This is a genomic window from Pseudoroseomonas ludipueritiae, assembly GCF_014490445.1.
In the GTDB taxonomy this organism is placed as follows: domain Bacteria; phylum Pseudomonadota; class Alphaproteobacteria; order Acetobacterales; family Acetobacteraceae; genus Pseudoroseomonas; species Pseudoroseomonas ludipueritiae.
The window spans coordinates 42867-61831 of the sequence record NZ_JACTUZ010000012.1; the positions used below are offsets into that span (position 1 = coordinate 42867).

The window sequence follows — 18965 nt, forward strand, 5'->3', positions numbered from 1 at the left end:
CAAGAAACTCATGCGATACCATCATGCTGCTCTTCCGGTCGCGGCTCTGCTCGCGGCACTTGCCGTGGCGCCGGCTTATGCCGAGACGACGTTGACCATCGCGGCAATGACATCGCCCAGCGCTCTCGATCCGCATTATCATTCCACCAATAACAACAACATGGCGCTGAAGCAGATCTTCGACTCGCTGGTCGAGGAAGCGAATTCCGGCGCGCTGGAGCCGAGCCTCGCGGAATCCTGGCGGGTGGTGGATGACCTGACCTGGGAGTTCAAGCTGCGCCCCGGCGTGCGCTTCCATGACGGCACGCCCTTCGAGGCCGAGGATATCGCCTTCACGCTGGAGCGTATCCCGAATGTCCCGAACAGCCCGGGGCCTTTCACGCCTTATGCACGCTCGATCAAGTCCGTCGAGATTGTCGATCCGCTGACGGTGCGCATCCACACGCATCAGCCGAACCCCTTCCTCGACTATGACCTGACGCGCGTGTTCATCCTGTCGCGCAAGATCCACAAGGACGCAACGACATCCGGCTTCACCTCCGGCAAGCTGGCGATCGGCACCGGTCCCTATCGCTACCGTTCCTTTGTGCTGAACGAGCGGCTGTCGCTGGAAGCCAACCCCAGTTTTCACGGCAAGAAGCCGGCCTGGGACCGGGTCGAGACGCGCTACGTGTCCAGCCCGGGCTCCCGCGTCGCGGCCATCCTGGCGGGCGAGGTCGACCTGATCGACACGGTGCCGGTGCAGGACGTGAAGCGGCTTGAGGCGGATTCACGCATCACCATCAGCGGCACCGACAGCTACGGCACTGCCTATCTCTTCCCGGACTCCAACCGGGATCAGGTGCCCTTCATCACGGACAAGCAAGGCAAGCCGCTGGCGCGCAACCCGCTGCAGGACCAGCGGGTGCGTGAGGCATTGTCGCTGGCCATCAACCGCCAGGGCATCGTGGACCGGCTGCTGGCCGGGCAGGGCACGCCGGCCGAGCAATTCGCGCCGCCACCGGTGCAGGACCGCGCGCGCGGCCTGCCGCCGCTGGCCACCGATGTGGACCGCGCCCGGAAGCTGCTGGCGGAAGCCGGCTATGCCAATGGCTTCCGTATGACCATCCATGGCCCCAACGGCTTCTTCGCCAGTGACTCGGATGTGCTGCAGGCCATCGCCCAGGGCTTCAACCGCATCGGGGTGGAGACCCAGGTCGAGGTACTGCCGCCGGCGAATTTCTTCACCCGCGCCACCAACCGCGACTTCGCGATGTTCCTGACGACCTACACAGCAAATCTGGCCGCCAATACGCTGCGCCAGGTGGCCATGACCAGGGACACAGCGACCGGCGCTGGCCCCTTCAACCGGCAGCATTACGCCAACCCCGCGGTGGACAAGCCGCTGGAGGAAGCGCTGCGCACCATGGACCCGGCGCGCCGCCTGCAACTGACCGGCCAGTCCATGACGGCGCTGGTGGAGGACAAGGGCGTGATCCCGGTCTTCTACCTGCGTGTGAACTGGGCGGCCCGCAAGGACCGCATCAATTACGACGCCAGCCCGAACTGGTACACCTCGGCGCTCTATGCCACGCCGGCGCAGCGCTGAGACGGAGAGGAAAGCCCATGCCTGACAACACTGTTCTCGAGCGCCTGCGCAAGGCGGTAGACGCCAATTTCGACGGGGAAATCGGCTTCCTCGCGGAGATGGTCCGCTTTCCCAGCCTGCGGGGCAACGAGGCGCCCATCCAGGACTGGCTCGCGCGGCAATTCGCCACGCGCGGCTATGCCGTGGACCGCTTCACCATCGCGGACACGCCTCTGGCCGCGCATCCCAAGGCCAGCCCGATGGTGGATGCCGACCCGGCCAAGTCGGTGCAGGTGGTGGCCAGCCACCGCGCCAAGGACCCGACCGGCCGCAGCCTGATCATGCAAGGCCATATCGACGTGGTGCCGGAAGGTCCCGCCGAGATGTGGACCCATCCGCCCTATGCCGCCGTGATCCGCGACGGCTGGATGTATGGCCGTGGCGCCAATGACATGAAGGCCGGCGTGGCCTGCATGATCTACGCCATGGATGCCATTCGCGCCGCCGGCTTCGAGCCCGCCGCCGACGTGCATCTGCAGACGGTGACGGAGGAGGAAAGCACCGGCAATGGCGCGCTCGCCACGCTGGCGCGCGGCTACCGGGCCGATGCCTGCCTCATCCCGGAACCCACCAACCACACCATCACACGTGCCCATACCGGCACGCTGTGGTTCCGCATCCGCGTGCGTGGCGTGCCGGTGCATGTCGCTTATGCGCAGACCGGCACCAACGCCATCCTCTCCGCCATGCACCTGATCCAGGCGCTGCAGGAGCATACCAAGGCGCTGAATGTCGAGGCGCGCTCGCACGCCTGGTATTCCGAAGTCCAGGACCCCATCAAGTTCAACCCCGGCATCATTCGGGGTGGTGACTGGGCCAGCTCCACCCCGGCCTGGTGCGAGGTGGACTGCCGCATCGGCGTGCTGCCGGGCACCGAGGTCAAGGACGCCATGGCGGCGGTCGAGGCCTGCGTCCGCTCCGCGCAGTCCGGCGACAACTTCCTCTCCAACAACCCGCCCGAGATCATCTGGCACGGCTTCCAGGCCGATGGCTTCGTGCTGGAGCCGGGCAGCGAGGCGGAGAAGGTGCTGGCGGAGGCGCATCGGCAGGTCTTCGCCAAGCCGATGGAGGAGCGCCGCTCCACCGGGGTGAACGACACGCGCTTCTACGGCCTGTATTACGACATGCCGGCGCTGTGCTACGGCCCGGCTGGCGAGGGCTCCCATGCCTTCGACGAGCGGACCAACCTGGACAGCATCCGCAGGACAACGCTGTCCATGGCGGCCTTCATCGCCGACTGGTGCGGACTGCGGGAGGTCGGCTGAGGCAATCCGGGGCGCCCTTACGGCGCCCCTGTGGCTGCTTGAGGGGCGGCGGGCAGGGTGCTTGCCTCCCGCGTCTCCGGCATCGCCAGGGCGGCGAGCAGGAAGCCAAGGAAGCCGGCCGCGGTGAGGAAGGCGAAGGCCGCGCCGACCCCGACCCAGGATGCGATCGCGCCGGCCAGGGTGGTGCTGATGGTGCCGCCCAGGCCCATCGACAGCCCGAACAGCGCCATGCAGAGATTGAAGCGGTTGCTGCCCCGGGTCAGGTCGGCGGCCAGCAGCGGCACCAGCACGCCGAGGGCGGCGGCGCTGATGCCATCCAGCGCCTGCACCGCCGCGATGCCGAAGGGATTTTCAATGATGCCCATCAGCAGCGCGCGGAGGGGCAGGGCGCCCAGCCCCGCCAGCAGCACCAGGCGGCGCCCGCGGCTTTCCGTCAGCCGCCCCACCCAGGGCGCGATGGCGCACATCACCAGCTGCGGCACCACGATGCAGGCGGCGATGACGAGATTGGCGTAGTCCCCGGCATTGCGGGTGATCTCGGTGCCCGCCAGCGGCAGCAGCGCGGCATTGGACAGGGTGAAGAGCATGGCGCAGCCGGCGAAGACCAGCACCCCCCGGTCCAGCAGCAGCGTGCGCAGGCCGCCTTCATGCGCCGTGACGCCCGCCACCGGCTGCACCGGCGGCGGATGCAGCGTCTGGCCCCGGATCGCCGCCAGCGCCACGAGGCTGGGAATGGTCAGCGCCGCCGTCAGCCAGAAGACCGACCCGGCGGAGAACCAGGCCCCCACCGCGCCCATCACCGCCGCTGCGATGCCGCTGCCAAGGGCGCCGAAGCGTGCGTTGCGCCCCAGCCGCTCCCCCAGATGGGCGCGGCCGACCAGTGCCAGGCTGATGGCGGCGATGGCGGGCGTCAGCACGCAGGAGGCGACGCCGTGCAGTACCTGGGAGCCGAGCACCGGCAGGTAGGAAGGCCAGATCACCATCAGCAGGGCACTGAAGGCGATGCAGAGGATGGCGACCAGTGCCGCCAGCCGCTTGCGCGGAGTTGCATCCACCAGCATCCCGGCGGGCACCTGGCACAGCATCATGGTGGCGGTGCCGATGCTCAGCACCACGCCGATCTGCACCTCGGTCCAGGATTGGGTGGTCAGGTAGACGACAACAAAGGGACCGAAGCCGGTCTGCACATTCGCGGTGAAGAAGTTGAGCCAGTCGAGCGCCCGCCCGCTCCGTCCGCCTGTCATGAACCCGCCTTCTATTGGACCGCGGGTGGATCTCCCGCGGGTGCCGGTTCCTCCGCTGGCGCCGGAGGCACGGCGAGGACGGCACCCTCGCCATCCTTAAAGTCGGGGACGCTGCGAAGTTGCTCCCGGCTCAGGTTCAGTTTGATGCCGGAAGGACCGATGCTCAGCACCTCCCAGGCCACGGCCAGCCGCCGCTTGCCCACGCCGAGGAAGCCGCCGTAGTCCAGCACCGCGCCCACCGGCTGGGCCTCCGCATCCACCAGCACATTCACCAGCTGCGCCACGACCATGTCGCTGGGCCCCTTCACGTCCTGGCCGAGCAGGCGGAAGAAGCTGCCCTTCTCCAGCTTGCGGGTGGCGGCGGGTGGCTGGGGCGGCGCCTCGGAGGCGGGGGGCGTGGCGGGCGGGGCCGGGGCCTCCTCGCTGCCAGCGGCCAGCGCCGCCAGGGGCGGCAACAGCACCAGCCCTGCCAGGGCCAGGGCGGGAATCTTGGAGCGATGCAGCGGACCCATGCTTTTGTAACTGCGCTTCCTCGCGGCGCGGGGCAAGCCCTCTTGCCGCCTGCGCGCCGTGCTGCGCGGATTGGTGAAGAAGGATGCGCGTGGCTCAGCCGCGCGCGGGCTCCGGCCGCCGCAGAGCGCCTTCCAGCAGCTCGACCTGCCGGGCAATCCGCGCCAGCGGGTCCAGCAGCGCTTCTCCCTGCGGCAGCGGCGGGCGGGGCGGCAAGGGGCCGTCGCCGGCCGTGAGGCTGCCGAGGGAGGTGGTGATCCAACTCCGCCAGGCATCGCCCGCGGCCGCTGTCAGGGTGGCGCGGGCCGTGGGGTCGTGGCGCAGGGCGGAAAGCCGGCCGGCGATGCGGCGCAGCGTGGCATCCACCAGCGTGGCGGTGCCGACCGCCGGGCGCCTGCCGCCGCGCGGCTCCTGCAAGGCGCGGGAGATGCAGGCTTCCAGGTTGTTGGTGGCCATGCCGGCGGCGCGGCGGGCTGCCTCGGCACTGCCCGCCGGGCTCTCGCCGATGACCTCGGAGAGCACGGCCCGTGCGTAGTCGGCATGGGCGGCGATGGCGTTGCGCTGCTCCTGGCTCAGCCGCGCCGGCTCCCAGCTTGGCCAGAGGAAAAGGCAGCCGAAGATGGCCAGCAGGCCGCCTGCCAGGGTGAAGAGCGCGCGCAGGCCGGCGATGGCCCAGGAGCTATGGCCGGGATGGATCAGTTCCATCAGCACCACCACGATGGGCGTGACGCCGGTGATCCAGGCGGTGAAGGAAACCTGCCGCGCGGCGAAGGCCGCCGTACAGAGCGGAAACAGCACCAGCGCGAGGTCCATGGGCGCGCGGATGAAATAGGCGATGACGGCGCCGATCAGCCCGCCCAGCACGGTGCCGCCGATGCGCTCCAGCGCCCGCTGCCAGGTGATGGCGAAGAAGGGCTGGAGCGTCACGATGGCGGTGATGGGCAACCAATGGGCGAACTGCCGGCCGTAATAATCCAGCGTCACCGCCATGGCCGGCGCGCCGATGACGGCGACGCGCAATGCGTGCCGCAGCGTCACCGATTCCCAGTTCAGGTTGGCGCGCAGCGGGACCAGCACGCGGTCGCGCCAGGGCTGCGCCTGGGCGGCACCCACCGGCCCGCCGGGCAGGTAACCGCCGGGGGTGCTGAGCCGGGCGGCGATGCGCAGGCGCTCGGCCATGGCTTCCGCCAGCGGGCGCAGCAGCGGGTCGGCGGCGGTGGCTGCCAGGGCGCGGGTGGTGGCGCGTTCCAGCACCTCGGCACGCACATCGGTATCGGCGGCGATGGCATCGGCCAGCACCACCAGCATCGGGCGCAGCAGGCGCAGCAAGGTCTCGGCGGCGGTGAGGCGGGCGGGGTCGCTCTCGCCCTCCAGCAGGTCCGACAGCGCGATCAACGAGCCGAAGAGCTGGTCGCAGGCCTCCAGCCGCAGCAGCGCCTGCCCGCCGCGCAGCGACAGGCGGCCGCGCATGCTGACCAGGTCCAGCACGATGGTGCGGGCATGTTCCAGCTCCTCCCGCACCGCGCGGCGATGGGCGCGGCCATGGGCGTCCCAGGCTTCGGTGCCGGCACCCTCCAGCAGCAGCCGGCGCTGGTCGGCGGCGAGTTCCGCCAGCCGGCACCAGCAATCGGCCACGGCGGTACGGGCAGGGCGGTAGGGATGCAGGCGCCAGACCACCATGGTCAGCAGAGTCGCCCAAAGCCCGCCGCAGACGAACATGGCGCCGACCTGCCAGGCCTCGTGCCAGGTGAGGGGCTGGCCGACCGAGACCACCAGCACGATGGACAGGATATTGCCCACCGCCGTCGCGCCGGTGCCCCAGACGCGCGCCATGCCCAGGCAGAAGAGCCCGGCAAAGGCCAGCGGCAGCACCACCGCCAAGCCGAGGTCCCGCAGCAGCCCGAAGCAGACCCAGACCACGGCGCCCAACACCGTGAAGGCCAGCAGCGCCGGCACGCGGAAGCGGATGGGGCCGCCGATGTCGCAAAGGCAGGTGAAGAAGGCCGCCATCGCCATATAGACCAGCGGCGGCCAGCCCAGCCATTCATTGGCCAGCAGCACCAGCCCGCAGGCCAGGGCGGCACGGATGCCCTCGGCCATCCGCACGGCGCCCAGGTCCAGGCCCCAGGGCAGGCGGGACAGGTCGGCGCCCGGGTTACGGGGCGTACCGGCGCGCAGGCGCTGGCCAATGCGGGTGGCGTCGATGCGTCTGGAAGCCATGGCCATTCCGCTGTTGATACTGGCTGGCGAGGGAAGGGGGCGCGCTTCTAGCGCCCGCGATGGTTCCCACCAAGCCCGCGGCGCGTGCTGGCTGGTAGATCCCAGGCTTATGTTGAGATCGTGGCGACGGAGCCGCCATCGACGCGCAGATTGGCACCGTTGATGAAGCTGGCCTGGGCGGAGCACAGGAACAGGATGGCGGCGGCGACTTCCTCCGCCTCTCCCCGACGTTGCAGTTCCAGGTGCGGCCGTTCCTCCCGCAGGAAGCTTTCAATGGCCTCCTCGAAGCTGCTGCCCATCTCCTTCGCGCGCTTGTGCATCATCGCATCGGTCATCGGCGTGGCGATAAAGGCGGGGCTGACGACATTGGTCAGCACGCCCTGCCGCGCATAGGCCTTGGAGAGGCCCTTGCCCAGGTTGAGCAGCCCGGCCTTGCTGGCGCAGTAGGGCAGTTCATCCGGATAAGGCTGCACCGCGTCTTCCGAGGCGATCAGCACGATACGGCCCCAGCCCTTGCGGCGCATGCCCGGAATGACGCCGCGTGCCATGCGCACGGCCGTGAAGAGGTTGGTGTCGATGGCTTCCAGCCAATCCGCGTCACTGGCTTCCAGGAAGTCGCCCTGCTTGCCGGTGATGCCGGTGGCATGCACCAGGATATCGGCGCCGCCGAGCTTCGCCTCGGCCTCCGCCAGCAGCGCCCGCGCGGCGGCGGGGTCGGTCAGGTCGGCCGCGAAGCAGTGGACGGTGCCATGCTGGCCCAGCCGCGCGGCAGCCTCTTCCAGCGCATCGGGGCGCGTGTCGCTGAGCAGGACACGCGCGCCCTCCCGCAGCAGCAGTGCCGCCGTGTGGAAGCCGATGCCGGAATCGCCGCCGGTGACCAGTGCGGTGCGGCTATCCAATCCGTAATTCATGGCGGGTCCAATCCGCGAGGTTTCCGCGGAGAACCCGACCCGGCGCGATTGGTTACAGCGACGCCTGGGCCGGCAGGTCGCCTACCAGGCCGTCCAGCGCTTCCATGACTTCCGCCAGGAAGCGCCGCGCGGTCTGCGAGATCGGCTTGCGGGCGGACCAGAAGGCATAGGCAACCGAAGGGATCGCCGGCTCAAAGGGCCGCACCGCCAGGCTATGGTCCCGGGTGGGGGAAAAGGGGTCCACCACCGCCGCTCCCAGCCCGGCGGCGGCCAGGACGCAGGCGGTGTCGCAGTAACGGACTTCGGCGCGGAAGCCGAAGGGCTGGCGCTCGGCCAGGAAGGCGTCGCGCACCGCGATGCCCATGCGCGTGCCGGCCTCCAGCGCGATGAAGGGATGCGCCACCAGATCCCGCGGCGTCACGCTGGGCATGCGCGCCAATGGATGATCGCGGCGGCTGACGCAGACCATCCGGCCGGTAAAGAGCGGCTGCACCTGCAAGGATTGGTGGTGCCCGAGGCTGAGGCCGAAGCCGAGGTCCGTGGTGCCGGCCTCGACGCTGCGCACCACTTCGGAGAGATCGCGCACATCGAAGAAGATCCGCAGGCGCGGGTGGCGGCGCAGGAAGGTCTCCAGCGCCCGGGGAATGGCGGAATGGCCCAGGGGCGGCGTGCTGAGGATGCGCAGCCGGCTGATCTTGTCTTCCCGCAGGTCCTGCAGCTTCAGTTCCAGCGCGGCGTGGATGGCGAAGAGCGGCTCCGCATCCTCATGCAGCACACGGGCGGCCTCGGTGGGAAAAAGGCGGTTGTTGACCCGCTCGAAGAGCGGAAAGCCAAGCTGCCCCTCCATGTGGCGGATGGCGCTGCTGACGGCGGGCTGCGACATCCCCAATTCGCGCGCCGCAGCCATGGTGGTCTGGCAGCGGATGGTGGCGCGGAGGATCTCCAATTGGCGTAAGGTCAATCCTTGGGCACCCTATAACCTCGGCGACTAGAAGTCAGCGATTTCGTATACCGAAACCAATTGATCTGCCAGGCCGTTATGCGATGTTCGGGGCCAAGATTGAACGGAAGAGCGCCACATGCCCCGTATGCTCCGTATTGCCGCCGCCCAGATGGGCCCCACCCAGCGTGCAGAGACGCGCGAGACAACCTTGGCGCGCATGATCGCGCTGCTGGAAGAGGCCGCCGGCAAGGGCGCGCAACTGGTGGTCTTCCCGGAACTGGCTTTCACCACCTTCTTCCCGCGTTGGCTGCTGAGCGGCGAGGAGCTGGAGAGCTACTTCGAGCCCGCAATGCCGAACCCGCGCGTGCAGGCGCTGTTCGACCGCGCCAGGGAACTGGGCGTCGGCTTCTATGTCGGCTATGCGGAGCTGACGCCGGAAGGCCAGCACTTCAACAGCGCCATCACGGTCGGGCCGGACGGCACCATCCTGGGCAAGTACCGCAAGGTGCACCTGCCGGGCAGCGTGGAGCCGCGCGAGGGTGCCCGCTTCCAGCAGCTGGAGAAGCGCTACTTCGAATATGGCGACCTCGGCTTCCCCGCCTTCCGTGGCGCGGAATCCTGGCACCGCCCGGTGATGGGCATGCTGGTCTGCAACGACCGCCGCTGGCCGGAAGCCTGGCGCGTCTATGGGTTGCAGGATGTCGAGCTGATGGTCATGGGCTACAACTCCGCGGCCTATGATCCTAACGGTGGCAGCACCGAGAACGAGTCTATCCGCACCTTCCACTCCACCCTCGCGGCGCAGGCCAATGCCTATATGAACGCCACCTGGGCAGTGAGCGTGGCCAAGGCCGGCAACGAGGACGGGTCCGGCCTGATCGGCGGCTCCTGCATCGTGGACCCGAACGGTGTCGTGGTGGCGGAAGCCAAGTCGCTGGCCGATGAAGTGGTGGTGGCGGAGATCGACCTCGACGCTTGCCGCCAGGGCAAGGAGAAGATGTTCCACTTCGCCAGCCATCGCCGGCCGGAACATTACCGGCGCATCGTGGACCAGGTCGGCGCCCAGGCGCCGGCGTGAAGGCAGCGCAGCGCCGGGAAGCACTGCCTATGTCAAACCCCGCACCGGCCCTGCCGGACATCTCCGGCTACCGGATCATTCCAACGCGCCACTGGGGGCGGTGGCTCGCGGTTGCGGTCATCGCCGTTCTGCTGGCACTGCTGGCCCGGGCCTTCGCGGTCGGCCAGATCGAATGGGACTATGTCGGCCAGTTCCTGACTGCGCCGGCCATCATGCAAGGCCTTATCAACACTATTTGGATGTCCATCGCCGCCATGGCGCTGGGCATCACGCTCGGCATCGGTACGGCCGTGATGCGTATGTCGCCCAACCCGGTGCTCTGCGGCGTCGCCATGGGCTACACTTGGTTGTTCCGCGGCACGCCGATCATCCTGCAACTGCTGCTCTGGTTCAATCTGGCGCTGGTCTTCCCCCGGCTGGGCTGGGGCGACTGGTCGGTGCGCACGGTGGATGTCATGACGCCGACCCTGGCCGCGCTGCTCGGCCTCGGCATCAACCAGGGCGCCTATACCTCCGAGGTGGTGCGCGCTGGCATGCTCTCGGTCGATGCCGGGCAGTATGAGGCGGCCAAGTCCATCGGCATGACGCGGCTGATGGCGCTGCGCCGCATCGTCTTCCCGCAGGCCATGCGGGTGATCATCCCGCCCCTGGGCAATGAGTTCATTGGCATGGTGAAGCTGACCTCGCTGGCCAGCGTCATCCAGTTCGCCGAGATCCTGCACGCTGCGCAGAACGTCTACTACGCCAATTCGCGTGTCATCGAGCTGCTGATCGTCGCCGCCATCTGGTACCTGGCCGTGGTCTCGCTGCTAACTCCGGCGCAGATGCTGCTGGAACGCCGCTTCTCCCGCGGTGCGGGGAGCACCCGATGAGCAGGATTCCGCTGGTATCCATTGTCGATGTGCAGAAGCATTTCGGCAGCTTCCATGCGCTGAAGGGTGTCTCCCTGGATGTCGCGGCGGGCGAGGTGCTCTGCATCATCGGCGCCTCCGGTTCCGGCAAGACCACGCTGCTGCGCTGCATCAACCAGCTCGTGCAGCCCGATAGCGGGGCCATCTGGGTGGACGGCGAACTGACCGGGCACCGTATCCGGGGGCACAGCCTGCACCCCTTGAGCGAGAGCGAAATCGCCCGGCAGCGTCTAGCCACCGGCATGGTTTTCCAGCGCTTCAACCTTTTCCCGCACATGACGGCGCTGGAAAACATCATCGAAGGCCCAGTGCGCGTGCAGAACCGCCCGCGCCGCGACTGCGAGGCCGAGGCGCGCGCGCTGCTGGAGCGTGTCGGCCTGGCGCACAAGGCCGATGCCTATCCGGCGAACCTGTCCGGTGGGCAGCAGCAGCGGGTGGCCATCGCCCGCGCCCTGGCCATGAAGCCGAAGCTGATGCTCTTCGATGAACCGACCAGCGCGCTCGACCCCGAGTTGGTGGGCGAGGTGCTGGCGGTGATGAAGGAACTCGCCCGCTCCGGCATGACCATGATCGTGGTGACGCATGAGCTGGGCTTCGCCCGTGAAGTCGCCGACCGGGTGGTCTTCATGGACCATGGCAGCATCGTTGAATCCGGCCCCGCGTCCGAGGTCCTGGGCAAGCCGCGCGAGGCGCGCACCCAGGCTTTCCTTTCCGCTGTGATCTCCTGAAGGAAACGTCATGAAAAAGGCCCTGATGCTTTCGGCCGCGCTGCTCGCGACCACCGTCGCGGTACAGGCCGCCGAACTGCCTGCGCGCATCAAATCGCGCGGCACCATCGTCGCCGCCATTGTGCCGAACTACCCGCCGCTCGACCTGCGTGACCCCAAGACCAATGAGCTGACCGGCTTCGATGTGGAACTGGGCAATGCGCTGGCCGCCAAGCTGGGCGTGAAGATGCAGTGGCAGGAAACAAGCTTCGACCAGATGCTGGCCTCGGTCCGCACCGGCCGCGTGGACATCATCCTCTCCGGCATGAGCGACCTGAAGACGCGGCAGGATACCGCCACCTTCGTCGATTACCTGCGCTCCGGCTCGCAATTCTTCACGCAGGCCAGCCGCGCCAATGAATTCAAGACGCCCGAGGCGCTGTGCGGGAAGTCGGTCGGCGCCAGCCGCCGCACCGCGCTGGTGAACGATATCAAGGTCTTCAGCGATACCGAATGCGTCGCCAAGGGCCGGCCGGAGATACGCGTCGTTGGCACGGAAGGCTCGGCCGATGCGCGCACGCAGCTGCGCCAGGGCCGTATCGATGCCGCCATGCAGGGTGGCGAGACGCTGCCCTACATCATGGCGCAGGAGCCGAATACCTATGTGCCGGTGGGCGAGCCGGTGCGCTACACGCTGATGGGCATCGCCGTCGGCAAGGAAGAAACGGCGCTGCAGAATGCGCTGGCCGATGGTGTGCGGGCCCTGATGGCGGATGGCACCTATGCCAAGCTGCTGGAGAAGTGGTCGCTGACGCCGAGCGCTATCCCCGAGGTGAAGATCAATGGCGGCGATTGATCCCGCGGCGCTGAACGCCATTCCGCTGGCGCCCGCCAACCGGGCGCCGCTGGCCCCTGAGTATCCCTGGCCGCAGGAATACAAGGCTGCGATGTTCCTGTCCTTCGATGTCGATGCCGAGACAGCCTGGACGGCGAAGGACCCCGCCCGCTACGGCGAGTTGGTGACCATGTCCTATGGTGGCTTCGAGGCGCGCGTCGGCGTGCCCAAGCTGCTGGAGATGCTGCGCCAGCAGGAGCTGAAGGCCACCTTCTTCATCACTGGCTGGTCGGTCGAGGCGCATCCGGCGATGTGCGAGGCCATCCTGATGCATGGCCATGAGATCGGCCACCACGGCTTCCACCACGTTATGCCCATTCCGGGCGACCCGATGCTGGTGGAAGAGGTGGACCGCGGCCTGGAAGTGCTGAAGCGCCGCCTGGGCGTGGTGCCCAAAGGCTATCGCGCGCCTTCCGGCGAAAGCTGCGAGGAGCTGCGCGTGCTGCTGAAGGAGAGGGGGCTGGTCTATTCCTCCTCCTGGCGCGACGACGTGCGGCCTTACCGGCACCTGCTGGCCGATGGCCGGCCTGGGTTGATCGAGCTGCCGGTGACCATGACCTATGACGACTGGCTGTTCGGCCTCTCGCACCGCTACAGCCCGCGCCCGATGTTCGAGCGTGAGCATGTCCTCTCCATCTGGAAGGATGAGCTGGAGGAAACGCGCGAATGGGGCGGCATGGTCACCACCGTGCTGCACCCGCAATGCAGCGGCCGCCCGATGCGACTGAAGCTGCTGCGGGAGTTCCTGGAGCACGCGCGCGCCTACAAGGATGTCTGGATCGCCACGGGCGAGCAGATCGCCGCGCATTTCGCAAGCTGCGAGGCTGCTGGCTGAACCACCGAAACAAGGAAGGTCGGTGCCATGAGGATCGCGTTTCTCTCCGCCGCTGTTGCCGCCATGTTCTTCATGGCACCCGCCTTTGCCCAGGATCTGCCGGAGGCCGTGCGGAAGCAGGGCCACCTTCGGGTCGGCATCGAGGCCACCTATCCGCCGATGGCCTACAAGGACCCCGCCACCAATGAGCGGCGCGGCGTCAATGTCGACCTCGTCACCGCCATCGGCAAGGAACTCGGTATCGAGCTGCGCTGGGAGGAGATGGCCTTCGCGCAGCTGATCCCGGCCATCGCCACCAATCGCGTGGATTTCAGTGGCAGTTCCATGACCGACCTGCCCTCGCGGCGGGAAAAGCTGAGCTTCGTGGACTATATTGCCACCGGCGCACAGATCTTCACCACAGTGCAGCAGCAGAAGGGCGCGCAGCAGCCGGCTGATTTCTGCGGCCGCAGCATCGCGACGCCGCGCACCACCAACTATTTCCCGCAGGCCCAGGCCTGGAGCGAGAAGAACTGCGTCGCCGCCGGCAAGCCGCCGATCCGGGTGATCGGCACCGAAGGCGCCGCCGCTGCCCGCACCGACCTGCAGCAGGGTCGTGCCGATGGCGCCATTCTGGGTGCCGAATACGTGGTGTACCTGTCCCAGCAGAATCCGGGCACCTTCGTCACGATCGGCGAGCCGATCTCGCGCAACCTTTCCGGCATGGCCTTTGCCAAGGAGCAGGCGCCGCTGCGGGACGCTGTGGCCGGTGCCCTGAGCCGTCTGATCTCCAATGGCACTTACATGGAAATCCTGAAAAAGCACGGGCTGGAAAAGCAGGCGCTTTCCGCCATCACCATCGACGCGGGCGAGTAACCGCCCATCGGCGGACGCCGATCCTCCTGGAGTATCTTCATGCATCGTCGTTCCCTGCTGCGCGCCGCCGCGGCAACGCCTCTGGCTGGCCTCGCGGCACCACGCTTTGCCCGGGCGGCCTCGGCCACCACGCTGCGCTTCATCCCGGTGATCGACCTGGCCTTCGTGGACCCGATCTATTCCACGGCGCAGGTCTCGCGGAACCATGGCTTCATGGTCTTCGACACGCTCTACGGCATGAACAGCAAGCTGGAAGTCTCGCCGCAGATGGTCGAGGGCCATCGCGTGGAGGATGGCGGCAGGCGCTGGGACCTGACGCTGCGCGAGGGCCTGACCTGGCACGACGGCGAGAAGGTGCTGGCACGGGATTGCGTCGCCAGCATCAGGCGCTGGGCGAAGCGCGACCCCTTCGGCGATGCGCTGATGGCTGCCACGGACGAGCTTTCGGCGCCGGATGACCGCACCATCCGCTTCCGCCTGAAGCGGCCTTTCCCTTTCCTGCCGATGGCGCTGGGCAAGGCGGCGGTGCCGGCCTGCTTCATGATGCCGGAGCGGCTGGCCAATACCGACCCCTTCAAGGTCATGCCCGAGGTGATCGGCAGCGGTCCCTTCCGCTTCGTGGCCAATGAGCGCGTGCCCGGCGCCCGCAACGTCTATGAACGCTTCGCCGGCTACAAGCCGCGCGAGGGCGGCATGAGCGACTGGACCGCCGGGCCGAAGGTGGTGCACTACGACCGCGTGGAATGGACCACGATGCCGGATGCCGCGACCGGCGCCGCCGCCTTGCAATCGGGTGAGCAGGACTGGCAGGAAACCACGCCACACGACCTGCTGCCGGTGCTGCGGCGTGGCGGCAACATCAAGGTGGATGTGCTGGACCCGCTGGGCTTCACCTGCCTGCTGCGCGTGAACCACTTGCAGCCGCCCTTCAACAACCCGGCCATCCGGCGCGCGCTGCTGGGTGCCGTCAACCAGGCGGATTTCATGACGGCCGTGGCGGGCGATGACCCGGCCTTCCAGCACACGCCCATCGGCTTCTTCTGCCCGGGCACGCCGATGGCCAGCAATGTCAGGCTCGATGTCTTCAAGGGTGAGCGCGACTACGACAAGGTGAAGCGCGACCTCGCCGCCGCGGGCTACAAGGGCGAGAAGGTGGTGGTGCTGGTGCCGGCGGATTCGCTGGCGCAGAAGCCGCTGGGCGATGTCGCCTTCGGCATGTTCCAGCAGGCAGGCATGAACGTGGAATATGTCGGCATCGACTTCGGTTCCGTGCTGACGCGCCGCAACCGCAAGACGCCGGTGGAGGAGGGAGGCTGGAGCGCCTTTGTCGCCAACTGGCAGGGCATGGATTGGCTGAACCCGGCCGGGCACCTGACCCTGCGCGGCAATGCCAGCTATCCCGGCTGGTCCAGCAGCGAGCGGACGGAAGCGCTGCGCGACCACTGGCTCTCCGCTGCTTCGCTGGAGGAGCAACAGGAGATCTGCGCCGAGATCCAGCGCATCAGCTTCGAGGAAGTGCCTTACTATCCGCTGGGCCAGTACAAGCAGCCCACCGCCTACAGCAGCGCCATCACCGGCATCGGCAAGGGCACGGCCACCTTCTGGAACGTGCGGCCGGCCTGAGGGGAATGAGTGACATGTCCATGACCGAGCCCGGCACAACCGCAATCTTCGGCAGCTATGTGCTGACGGAGCGCGATGGCGAGCAGGTGGTGCTGCGAGACCACTGGGTGATGACGGAGGGGCGGCGCATCGCCGCCATCACCACCAGCCGCCCGCGAGCGGATATCGTGCTGGACCAGCCCGGCCGCTTCGTGCTGCCCGGGCTGATGAACCTGCACAACCACTGCTTCAGCGAGGCCGTGGCCCGCACGCATTCCGAGGATGGCGCGGGGCGGAAGAACAATGCCAGCATCGTCTATACGGTGCTGCTGCCGCTGACCAAGCGCGGCATCGAGATCCTCTCGCCGGAGGAGAGGCTGGCCGTGGCGCGGCTGGGCATTCTGCAATTGCTGAAGGGTGGCGCCACCACGGTCATGGAGCCCTTCCGAAACGGCATCCCGGAGATGTTCGACGCGGCTCTGGATATGGGGCTGCGCTTCTATGGCGCGCCCTATCTCTTCTCCACCGCCGATGCCAAGGCGGATGCCTCCGGCCAGGTGACCTATGCGGGGGATGACGGCGCGGTGGATCTCGCCGCCTGGAACGCGCTGCACGCGCGCTGGGAAGGCGCCGACCATGGCCGTATCCGGATGGCGATGAGCCCGCATGCGACGGATACCTGCGCCCCCGACCTGCTGCGCGCCGCCGCCGCGCGGGCGCGGGAGCTGGGCGTGCCAATCACCACGCATCTGGCGCAGAGCCCGGGCGAGGTCGCGACCATCGGCCAGCGCCACGAGGGGCGCACCCCGGCGGAATACCTGGACTGGCTGGGCGTGCTCGGCCCGGACCTGCTGGCGGCGCATTGCATCGACTGCACGGGCGACGACCTGCGGCTGATGGCGGCACGCGGCAGCACGGTGCTGAACTGCCCGCGTGTCTTCGCCCGCGCCGGCACCACCGCCTCCTACGCGCATTTCGCCGCGCATGGCGTGCGGACCGTCATTGGCACCGATGGCTACAACATGGACCTGCTGGGGGAGGTGAATGCCGCCGCCATCATCTCCAAGGTCACGGCGGGGAAGGCGGATGTCGCCACCGCACCCGAGCTGATCGGCTCCGTGACGCGCGACGCCGCGGCGGCGATCGGACGCGAGGATCTGGGCGCGATCCGCATCGGCGCCACGGCCGACCTGACGGTGGTGGATCTCAACCACCCGCATCTCCAGCCCTTGTTCGACCCGCGCCGCGCGCTGGTCTGGCTGGCCAACCGCGCCAATGTCGACGGTGTCATGGTGGATGGCCGGTTGCTGCTGCACAATGGCGCGCTGTTGGGCGGGGATGAGCATGCCATCACCACGGCCGGGGCCGCCGCCATCCAGCGCATCTGGGACCTGCCGGAGGCCCGCGCCGCCTTCGCCGGCTGACGCCGGAAAAATGCTGGCGGCATCCACAACCGATCCGGCATGCGCACGTTGAGCCTTTGTCCTGACCGTTCCGTCCGTGCCTGCTTGGCGCCGGCGGGCACAGCACAAGGAGAGAAGACCATGCGGACGATTACCCTGGGTGTCCTGGGCCTCGGCCTGCTTGTCGCCGCCTGCGCGCCGCCGCCCGGAAACCAGAACAGCCCGGCCTCCGGCCAGGTCGTGCGCGAGGGCGGCCGCCCGGCCGAAGCGCGTGCCACCGCCCCGCCGCCTCCGGGCGTGCCCATCATGAATACCCAGCCGGGGACCGGTTCCCCCCGCTGAGTACATTGCGCGAGGGCGGGGGGAGAGATCCCTCCGCCCTTTTCCGCCTCTGGGTAGCGCTATCCGCCGCAACCCGCATGCGCGCCGGCCCGGCGCTTATGGCCAAGCTCGCGCTGGCAGGAGCGCTGCCTTCCGGCTCGCACGCCGTGGTTGTCAGCCCTTGCGGAAAACTCGCCAGGCGCGCTGCCTGCTTGCCTTCAGTGCAAGAGTCGTTTTCGTTGTACGGCTGTCTGGTGCAAGAGCCCAGCCTGGCCTGACCATGCCAAGATCCTTGATAGACAAGGGGTGGGGCTGGAATGACACAGTGCAGGACTTACGTTCCCCGCAAATCGGGTTACGCTTTTCAAAAGCCTCCGACCGTTGATAAATTGCGACGGCGGCGATCCGCCAGGATGGCTTGTCTGGCCTCGCGGCAGGTCCCGGCCTGAACGACCGGCCTGCCGCAGCCTTGGATATCACGTTGGATAGCCTGTTGGTGGATCGGACAGAGCGGATGACACAGCCTTCCCAGCAGCGTGACCCCCGGCCGCGCGCGGATGCTGCCGGCCGTGGATGTGGCGCGCCGGTCGTGGGGGCCGTGCTGGGCAGCCTGCTCCTCAGTGGCGGCGCCCTGGCGCAGGACTCCGCGCCGCCTGCCACGACTCCGCCGGCCGCCAGCACCCCCGTTGCGCCCGCTGCCGGCGGCGCGGAACAGAGCGCCGCCCTGGCCACCCTGGCGGAGCAGGTGGAATACTGGCGCGCCCAGAACCGGCCGGAACTAGCCTTCGCGGCCGTGGAGCGCCTGCTTGCCGCCAGCCCGCGTGACCCGGACGTGCTGGCCAGTGCCGCCGAGATCGCCTCCCAGTTGGGCCGTAAGGATGCGGCCGATGGCTATCTGGCCACGCTGCGCCGCGTCGCGCCCAACGACCGCCGCATCGCCGTGGTGGAGCGCCACCAGTCCTTTGGCGAATCGGACCGCGCGGCGCTGGAGGAGGCCCGCGCTCTGGCGCAGTCCGGGCGCGCGGCCGAAGCCATCACGCGCTACCAGAGCCTTTTCCCCAACGGCAACGTGCCGGACAACCTGGCGCCCGAATATTACCAGACCATGGCGGGAATCGATTACCAGCGCTTCCGCGATGCCACGGCGGCGTTGCGCCAGCGCCTGGAGCGTGACCCGGACAATGCCCGGATGCGCCTGACCCTGGCGCAGATCCAGACCTATCGTGAGACCACGCGCTACAGCGGCATCGAGACGCTCCGTTCGCTCACAACCAATTCCTCCGTGGCCGCGCCGGCCCGTGCGGCCTGGCGCCAGGCGCTGCTCTGGGAGGGGCCCAGCGGCGAGCTGATCAGCGCCATCGAGACCTATCTCGCCTCCAACTCCTCCGACCCCCAGATCGAGGCCAAGCTGCGGGAAGCACGGGGCACCTTGCCGGATGCCGCCACCCAGGCGCGCATCGACGGCTATCAATCCGTGGAGGCCGGCCAACTCGCGCAGGCGGAACAGCAGTTCCGCACTTCCCTGCAATCCGTGCCGGACGACCCTGGCGCCCTGGCCGGGCTGGGGCTGGTGCGCTGGCGGCAGGGCCACGCGGCGGAGGCGCGCGACCTGCGGGACCGCGCCATCGCCGCCGCGCC

General features: G+C 68.3%; 17 protein-coding genes. 12 read left to right on the forward strand and 5 right to left on the reverse strand.

The genetic code is table 11. The annotated features are described in order from the left end of the window. Nucleotides 1-10 precede the first annotated feature (10 nt). Entirely contained in the window at nucleotides 11-1588 is a 1578-nt protein-coding gene (locus IBL25_RS05660) for an ABC transporter substrate-binding protein (RefSeq protein WP_187777580.1), read from the forward strand. Between the two features lie 17 nt (nucleotides 1589-1605). After that, nucleotides 1606-2892 (forward strand): ArgE/DapE family deacylase, encoded by a 1287-nt coding sequence (locus IBL25_RS05665; RefSeq protein WP_187777581.1) that lies wholly within the window; start codon nucleotides 1606-1608, stop codon nucleotides 2890-2892. A gap of 17 nt (nucleotides 2893-2909) precedes the next feature. Here IBL25_RS05665 and IBL25_RS05670 read toward each other — a convergent pair whose 3' ends face one another. From IBL25_RS05670 to IBL25_RS05690, 5 genes are all read right to left on the reverse strand, one after another. Beyond that, nucleotides 2910-4136, reverse strand: coding sequence for an MFS transporter (locus tag IBL25_RS05670; protein ID WP_187777582.1), 1227 nt, complete (start codon nucleotides 4134-4136; stop codon nucleotides 2910-2912). Between the two features lie 11 nt (nucleotides 4137-4147). Then, a complete protein-coding gene (locus IBL25_RS05675; RefSeq protein WP_187777583.1) occupies nucleotides 4148-4648 on the reverse strand; it encodes a hypothetical protein in 501 nt (166 codons plus the stop codon). 94 nt (nucleotides 4649-4742) lie between these two features. Continuing rightward, nucleotides 4743-6866, reverse strand: coding sequence for an FUSC family protein (locus IBL25_RS05680; RefSeq protein WP_187777584.1), 2124 nt, complete (start codon nucleotides 6864-6866; stop codon nucleotides 4743-4745). Between the two features lie 107 nt (nucleotides 6867-6973). After that, nucleotides 6974-7777, reverse strand: a complete 804-nt coding sequence (locus tag IBL25_RS05685; RefSeq protein WP_187777585.1) for an SDR family NAD(P)-dependent oxidoreductase — start codon at nucleotides 7775-7777, stop codon at nucleotides 6974-6976. A gap of 52 nt (nucleotides 7778-7829) precedes the next feature. After that, nucleotides 7830-8738 carry a LysR family transcriptional regulator gene (locus IBL25_RS05690; RefSeq protein WP_187777586.1) on the reverse strand — a complete coding sequence of 303 codons (909 nt, stop codon included), beginning with the start codon at nucleotides 8736-8738 and terminating at the stop codon, nucleotides 7830-7832. Nucleotides 8739-8856: 118 nt separating this feature from the next. Between IBL25_RS05690 and IBL25_RS05695 the strand changes: the two genes are divergently transcribed. The 10 genes from IBL25_RS05695 to IBL25_RS05740 form a co-directional block, all read left to right on the forward strand. Beyond that, nucleotides 8857-9798 carry an N-carbamoyl-D-amino-acid hydrolase gene (locus tag IBL25_RS05695; RefSeq protein WP_187777587.1) on the forward strand — a complete coding sequence of 314 codons (942 nt, stop codon included), beginning with the start codon at nucleotides 8857-8859 and terminating at the stop codon, nucleotides 9796-9798. A 29-nt stretch (nucleotides 9799-9827) separates the two neighbouring features. Next, nucleotides 9828-10670, forward strand: a complete 843-nt coding sequence (locus IBL25_RS05700) for an amino acid ABC transporter permease (protein WP_187777588.1) — start codon at nucleotides 9828-9830, stop codon at nucleotides 10668-10670. Further along, entirely contained in the window at nucleotides 10667-11437 is a 771-nt protein-coding gene (locus tag IBL25_RS05705; protein WP_187777589.1) for an amino acid ABC transporter ATP-binding protein, read from the forward strand. Before IBL25_RS05700 ends, IBL25_RS05705 begins: the two co-directional genes overlap by 4 nt. A gap of 10 nt (nucleotides 11438-11447) precedes the next feature. Next, complete coding sequence (locus tag IBL25_RS05710; RefSeq protein WP_187777590.1) at nucleotides 11448-12272, forward strand: ABC transporter substrate-binding protein; 825 nt, start codon at nucleotides 11448-11450, stop codon at nucleotides 12270-12272. Continuing rightward, on the forward strand, nucleotides 12259-13146 hold the full coding sequence (locus IBL25_RS05715; RefSeq protein ID WP_187777591.1) for a polysaccharide deacetylase family protein: 888 nt from the start codon (nucleotides 12259-12261) through the stop codon (nucleotides 13144-13146). The genes IBL25_RS05710 and IBL25_RS05715 overlap by 14 nt, the downstream gene beginning before the upstream one ends. Before the next feature lie 27 nt (nucleotides 13147-13173). Beyond that, complete coding sequence (locus IBL25_RS05720) at nucleotides 13174-14001, forward strand: ABC transporter substrate-binding protein (RefSeq protein WP_187777592.1); 828 nt, start codon at nucleotides 13174-13176, stop codon at nucleotides 13999-14001. 39 nt (nucleotides 14002-14040) lie between these two features. Further along, a complete protein-coding gene (locus IBL25_RS05725; RefSeq protein WP_194433621.1) occupies nucleotides 14041-15624 on the forward strand; it encodes an ABC transporter substrate-binding protein in 1584 nt (527 codons plus the stop codon). Nucleotides 15625-15638: 14 nt separating this feature from the next. Then, nucleotides 15639-17027 carry an amidohydrolase family protein gene (locus tag IBL25_RS05730; RefSeq protein WP_238940242.1) on the forward strand — a complete coding sequence of 463 codons (1389 nt, stop codon included), beginning with the start codon at nucleotides 15639-15641 and terminating at the stop codon, nucleotides 17025-17027. Between the two features lie 120 nt (nucleotides 17028-17147). Then, nucleotides 17148-17348, forward strand: coding sequence for a hypothetical protein (locus IBL25_RS05735; protein ID WP_187777593.1), 201 nt, complete (start codon nucleotides 17148-17150; stop codon nucleotides 17346-17348). A 493-nt stretch (nucleotides 17349-17841) separates the two neighbouring features. Next, nucleotides 17842-18965 (forward strand): tetratricopeptide repeat protein (locus IBL25_RS05740; RefSeq protein ID WP_187777594.1); only part of this gene is annotated, 1124 nt, incomplete at its 3' end.

Coding starts and splice junctions, on each gene's coding strand:
- IBL25_RS05660 (WP_187777580.1), top strand. CDS start 11: ATGCGATACCATCATGCTGCTCTTCCGGTCGCGGCTCTGCTCGCGGCA.
- IBL25_RS05665 (WP_187777581.1), top strand. CDS start 1,606: ATGCCTGACAACACTGTTCTCGAGCGCCTGCGCAAGGCGGTAGACGCC.
- IBL25_RS05670 (WP_187777582.1), bottom strand. CDS start 4,136: ATGACAGGCGGACGGAGCGGGCGGGCGCTCGACTGGCTCAACTTCTTC.
- IBL25_RS05675 (WP_187777583.1), bottom strand. CDS start 4,648: ATGGGTCCGCTGCATCGCTCCAAGATTCCCGCCCTGGCCCTGGCAGGG.
- IBL25_RS05680 (WP_187777584.1), bottom strand. CDS start 6,866: ATGGCTTCCAGACGCATCGACGCCACCCGCATTGGCCAGCGCCTGCGC.
- IBL25_RS05685 (WP_187777585.1), bottom strand. CDS start 7,777: ATGAATTACGGATTGGATAGCCGCACCGCACTGGTCACCGGCGGCGAT.
- IBL25_RS05695 (WP_187777587.1), top strand. CDS start 8,857: ATGCCCCGTATGCTCCGTATTGCCGCCGCCCAGATGGGCCCCACCCAG.
- IBL25_RS05700 (WP_187777588.1), top strand. CDS start 9,828: ATGTCAAACCCCGCACCGGCCCTGCCGGACATCTCCGGCTACCGGATC.
- IBL25_RS05705 (WP_187777589.1), top strand. CDS start 10,667: ATGAGCAGGATTCCGCTGGTATCCATTGTCGATGTGCAGAAGCATTTC.
- IBL25_RS05710 (WP_187777590.1), top strand. CDS start 11,448: ATGAAAAAGGCCCTGATGCTTTCGGCCGCGCTGCTCGCGACCACCGTC.
- IBL25_RS05715 (WP_187777591.1), top strand. CDS start 12,259: ATGGCGGCGATTGATCCCGCGGCGCTGAACGCCATTCCGCTGGCGCCC.
- IBL25_RS05720 (WP_187777592.1), top strand. CDS start 13,174: ATGAGGATCGCGTTTCTCTCCGCCGCTGTTGCCGCCATGTTCTTCATG.
- IBL25_RS05725 (WP_194433621.1), top strand. CDS start 14,041: ATGCATCGTCGTTCCCTGCTGCGCGCCGCCGCGGCAACGCCTCTGGCT.
- IBL25_RS05730 (WP_238940242.1), top strand. CDS start 15,639: ATGTCCATGACCGAGCCCGGCACAACCGCAATCTTCGGCAGCTATGTG.
- IBL25_RS05735 (WP_187777593.1), top strand. CDS start 17,148: ATGCGGACGATTACCCTGGGTGTCCTGGGCCTCGGCCTGCTTGTCGCC.